The 5,187-nt window shown below is 50.7% G+C and carries 4 protein-coding genes; 3 read left to right on the top strand and 1 reads right to left on the bottom strand.

All coding sequences use genetic code 11. The features are described 5' to 3' along the window. From secA to ACTHSP_RS17635, 3 genes are all read left to right on the top strand, one after another. Positions 1 to 2,547, top strand: a 2,547-nt coding sequence (secA, locus tag ACTHSP_RS17645; protein ID WP_440346558.1) for a preprotein translocase subunit SecA, incomplete at its 5' end; no start/stop codon positions are given. A 131-nt stretch (positions 2,548 to 2,678) separates the two neighbouring features. Continuing rightward, positions 2,679 to 3,779, top strand: a complete 1,101-nt coding sequence (gene aroC, locus ACTHSP_RS17640) for a chorismate synthase (protein WP_314513545.1) — start codon at positions 2,679 to 2,681, stop codon at positions 3,777 to 3,779. A 117-nt stretch (positions 3,780 to 3,896) separates the two neighbouring features. Beyond that, positions 3,897 to 4,334, top strand: a complete 438-nt coding sequence (locus tag ACTHSP_RS17635; RefSeq protein ID WP_314513547.1) for a ProQ/FINO family protein — start codon at positions 3,897 to 3,899, stop codon at positions 4,332 to 4,334. 346 nt (positions 4,335 to 4,680) lie between these two features. Here the strand turns inward: ACTHSP_RS17635 and ACTHSP_RS17630 are convergent. Further along, a partial coding sequence (locus tag ACTHSP_RS17630) for an inorganic phosphate transporter (protein ID WP_440346557.1) occupies positions 4,681 to 5,187 on the bottom strand: 507 nt, incomplete at its 5' end.

The following is a 5,187-nucleotide window of genomic DNA, read 5'->3' as shown; positions in this document are numbered from 1 at the left end:
GTCTGCCGCGAAGCATCGAGCCGTGTATTGGGCATGCGCCACTTCGATGTACAGCTGATCGGCGGTATGGTCCTGCATAACGGTAAAATTGCCGAAATGCGTACCGGTGAAGGTAAGACATTGGTGGCCACCCTTGCCGTTTACCTGAATGCATTGTCAGGAAAAGGTGTACACGTCGTTACCGTCAATGACTACCTCGCCTCCCGTGACGCAGGCATTATGGAGCCGTTGTACAATTTCTTAGGCTTGAGCGTCGGCGTGATCGTAGCCGATTTGCAACCTTTCGAACGCCAAACCGCTTACGGCGCCGACATTACTTACGGCACCAACAACGAATTCGGCTTCGACTACCTGCGCGACAATATGGTTACCGACCAATACGACAAAGTTCAGCGCGAATTGAACTTTGCCGTTGTCGACGAAGTGGACTCCATTCTGATCGACGAAGCACGTACGCCGCTAATTATTTCCGGCCAGGCAGATGACAACATCCAGCTCTACCGCGTGATGGATGCCGTTCCGGCCCACCTTATCCGCCAAGAAACCGAAGAAGGCGAAGGCGATTACTGGGTGGACGAAAAAGCACACCAAGTTATTCTGAGCGAAGCCGGTCACGAACACGCCGAGCAAATCCTGACCCAAATGGGCTTATTACAGGAAAACGACTCGCTCTACTCTGCCGCCAATATTTCCCTGATGCACCACCTCATGGCTGCATTGCGCGCGCACACCCTGTTCCACAAAGACCAACACTATGTTATCCAAGACGGCGAAATCGTGATTGTGGACGAATTCACAGGCCGTCTGATGGCCGGTCGCCGCTGGTCCGAAGGCTTGCACCAAGCCGTTGAAGCCAAAGAAGGCGTAGAAATCAAACGCGAAAACCAAACGCTTGCATCTATTACCTTCCAAAACTACTTCCGCCTGTACAGCAAACTGTCTGGCATGACCGGTACGGCCGACACCGAAGCCTTCGAGTTCCAAAGCATTTACAACCTCGAAACCGTCATCATCCCGACCAACCGTCCTGTACAACGTAAAGACTTCAACGACCAAATCTTCCGCTCAGCCGAAGAAAAATTTGAAGCCGTCGTCAAAGACATCGCCGAATGCCACAAAAACGGCCAACCGGTTTTGGTCGGTACAACCAGCATCGAAAACTCCGAACTGGTTTCTGACTTGTTACGCAAAGCAGGTCTGCCGCATAACGTTCTGAACGCAAAAGAACACGAGCGCGAGGCATTGATTGTGGCTCAAGCCGGTAAAGTCGGCGCGATTACCGTTGCCACCAACATGGCAGGCCGCGGTACCGATATTGTCTTGGGCGGCAACCTCAAGCATCAAATCGAAGCTATCCGTGCCGATGAAACTTTGAGCGAACAGCAAAAACAAGCGCAAATTTCCGCCCTTGAAAGCGGTTGGCAAGCCGAACATGACCAAGTGGTTGCAGCAGGCGGTCTGCACATCATCGGTACAGAACGCCACGAAAGCCGCCGTATCGACAACCAATTGCGCGGACGCGCAGGCCGTCAGGGCGACCCCGGCTCCAGCCGCTTCTACCTCTCGTTTGAAGACCCGTTGCTGCGCCTCTTCGCACTCGACCGCGCCGCCGCCATCCTCAACCGTCTGGCACCTGAACGCGGCGTCGCCATCGAACACGGCCTGCTGACCCGTCAAATCGAAGGCGCGCAACGTAAAGTCGAAGGCCGCAACTTCGATATGCGTAAACAGGTTTTGGAATACGATGACGTTGCCAATGACCAACGTAAAGTGATTTACCATCAACGTAACGAAATCCTGACCAGCAAAGACGTCAGCGATTTGACCCGCGAAATCCGCGCCGACGTTGTCAGCGACTTGGTTGACTACCACATCCCGCCTGACAGCATGGAAGAGCAATGGGACATTCCGGCACTTGAGCACCAACTTGCCGCCGATTTCCGCCTGCATGTCGATATCAAAGGCTGGCTGAAAGAAGACAGCACTTTGGACAACCAAGACATTAAAGAACGCCTCATCAAGCGCATCGAAGACGAGTATGCCGAAAAAGTCGAATTGGTCGGCAAACAGGCTATGTCAGACTTCGAACGCAATGTTATGCTGCAAGTTATCGACAACCAATGGCGCGAACACCTCGCCGCTATGGACTACTTGCGCCAAGGCATCCACCTGCGCAGCTATGCTCAGAAAAATCCGAAACAGGAATACAAACGCGAAGCTTTCGCCATGTTTGAAAATCTGTGGCGCGGTATCAAACAAAACATTGCCGCTTTGCTGACCGCCGTTCAAATCGAGCGCAACAGCGAATACGACCACACTGCCGCACAAAGCGTCAGCGATGTTCAAACCGTCCACTCCGATGCGCCTGATATGGAAGAATTGCTCGGTCAATCGCAAACCGATTTGGTTACCGAAGCATTCGATCCTGACGGCACAGACTTCAGCCCTGAAGCGCTTGCACAAAACGGCCTGATTGTTCACCGCAACGATCCTTGCCCTTGCGGCAGTGGCCTGAAATACAAACAGTGCCACGGTAAATTGAACTAAGCAGTCATCTCAAAAGGCCGTCTGAACAGATGTGACAACGAAATCAAAGATTCTCGTTTCACCGTTCAGACGGCCTGAGAATTATCCAAACAAGCAAAAATTTCCAAACCCAATTTCAAAAGAGTATCCCTATGGCAGGCAACACCTTCGGACAAATCTTTACCGTTACCACTTTCGGCGAAAGCCACGGCGCAGGCTTGGGCTGCATCATTGATGGCTGCCCGCCCGGATTAGAATTGAGCGAAGCGGATATCCAATATGACCTTGACCGTCGCAAACCCGGCACCAGCCGCCACGTTACCCAGCGCCGCGAAGCCGACCAAGTCGAAATCCTCTCCGGCGTATTCGAAGGCAAAACCACCGGTACACCCATCGCCCTCCTGATCCGCAATACCGACCAACGCAGCAAAGACTATGGCAATATCGCCACCAGCTTCCGCCCTGGTCACGCCGATTACACCTACTGGCACAAATACGGTACACGCGACTATCGCGGCGGCGGTAGAAGTTCCGCCCGCGAAACCGCTGCCCGCGTTGCCGCCGGAGCAGTTGCAAAAAAATGGCTGAAAGAAAAATTCGGCACTGAAATTACCGCCTATGTTACCCAAGTAGGCGAAAAAAAAATCCAGTTTGAAGGCTACGAATATATTTCCCAAAATCCTTTTTTTGCCGCAAACCAAAGCCAAATTGAGGACTTGGAAAACTATATGGACAGCGTGCGCAAATCATTGGATTCTGTCGGCGCAAAACTTCATATCGAAGCGGTTAACGTCCCCGTCGGCTTGGGTGAACCGGTTTTTAACCGCCTCGATGCAGAAATTGCCTATGCCATGATGGGCATCAATGCTGTCAAAGGCGTAGAAATCGGCGCAGGTTTTGATAGCGTAACGCAACGCGGCAGCAAGCATGGCGATGAACTCACGCCTCAAGGTTTTCTATCCAACCACTCAGGCGGCATCTTGGGCGGCATCAGCACCGGACAAGACATTCATGTGAATATTGCCATTAAACCGACCAGTTCCATCGCCACACCGCGCCGCAGTATTGATATAGAGGGCAACCCTGTCGAACTTGCCACACACGGCCGCCACGACCCCTGCGTCGGTTTACGCGCCGCTCCGATTGCAGAAGCCATGCTGGCATTGGTCTTGATCGACCACGCCTTACGCCATCGTGCACAAAATGCCGATGTTCAGGTAAATACACCGGACATTGCCAAATTGGAAAAATAACCGTTTATTTCTGAATATTCTCAGAAAAATTTAGCCAAATCTCAGTCTTTATACTACAATAGCACCTTATTGACGTATGACGAAAATACGGATTTATATTAGAGGAATACAACCGCAATGGCACAAGAAACCGCTTTGGGCGCTGCGCTGAAATCTGCCGTCCAAACCATGAGCAAGAAAAAACAGACAGATATGATTGCCGACCACATTTACGGCAAATATGATGTATTCAAACGATTCAAACCGTTGGCCGTCGGTATCGACCAAGACTTAATTGCCGCCCTGCCCCAATACGACCCTGCACTGATTGCACGCGTACTGGCCAACCACTGCCGCCGTCCGCGCTATCTGAAAGCCCTGGCTCGCGGCGGCAAACGTTTTGACTTGAACAACCGCTTCAAAGGCGAAGTCAGCGCAGAAGAACAAACCATCGCCCAACAGCACCCAGCCGTTCAACAGGCATTGGCTGCACAAGCCGAACGCCAAGCCGCTAAGGCTACTGCAGAAGCAGAAGCGGCTCCTGTACAAGCTGAGACCAACGAAGCTGCTGAATAATGTTCAGACGGCCTGATAAGGCTTGCACTAAATAAATAGAGACCCCAATTCAATACGACATCTTTAACGTCGATGAATTGGGGCTTTTTTATTACCTTAACCTTATAGTAGGCTGATTAAAAATAGCTTTATTTGCCCTCACTACGCCAAGTTTTGAAACCAAAATCTTTTCTAAAATATTCCCAATAAGGTATTTCTCTATTACCTTGATTATTCTTGTATCAGTGTAAACATTAAACAGCATGATTTGTGCATCGTTCAAACAAACTGAAAGCTATCCCTTACAAAAATAAGTAAAGGCCGTCTGAAATCTCTTTCAGACGGCCTTTTGAAATCAAATAATCAATTAAAACACGGCCTGCAAAACCAAATAGCTGACAACAGACAAAACGGCAGCAGCAGGCAAGGTAATTACCCAAGCAAGGCCGATCGGTTTCATCAATTTCCAGTTGGCATTGCGGTTAACCAAGCCGATACCCAAAACTGCACCCACCAAAATATGGGTACTGGAAACAGGCAAGCCCATAAATGATGCGGCCATCACGACGGCGGCAGCAGAAAGCTCGGCTGAGAAGCCTGACGCTGGGTGCATTTCTGCCAAGCTGGTGCCTACGGTTTTAATCACTTCTTTACCGACAAACCATAAGCCGACGATCAAAGCGATACCGAAAGTCAACATGGCAATTGGCGGCACGGCGTTTTGAGCGGTAATGCTGTTGGTACGCAACACATCCATAATCGCGGCAAACGGACCAATCGCATTGGCAATATCGTTTGCACCATGGCTGAATGCAAAACCGCAAGCGGTAAATACCTGCATCCATGAGAACATTTGGAAAGTCGATTTATCCAA

This window comes from Neisseria sp. P0001.S005, from assembly GCF_051963715.1.
The sequence above is the reverse complement of the archived record's forward strand: the minus strand, read 5'-3'. Positions and strand labels throughout refer to the sequence as shown.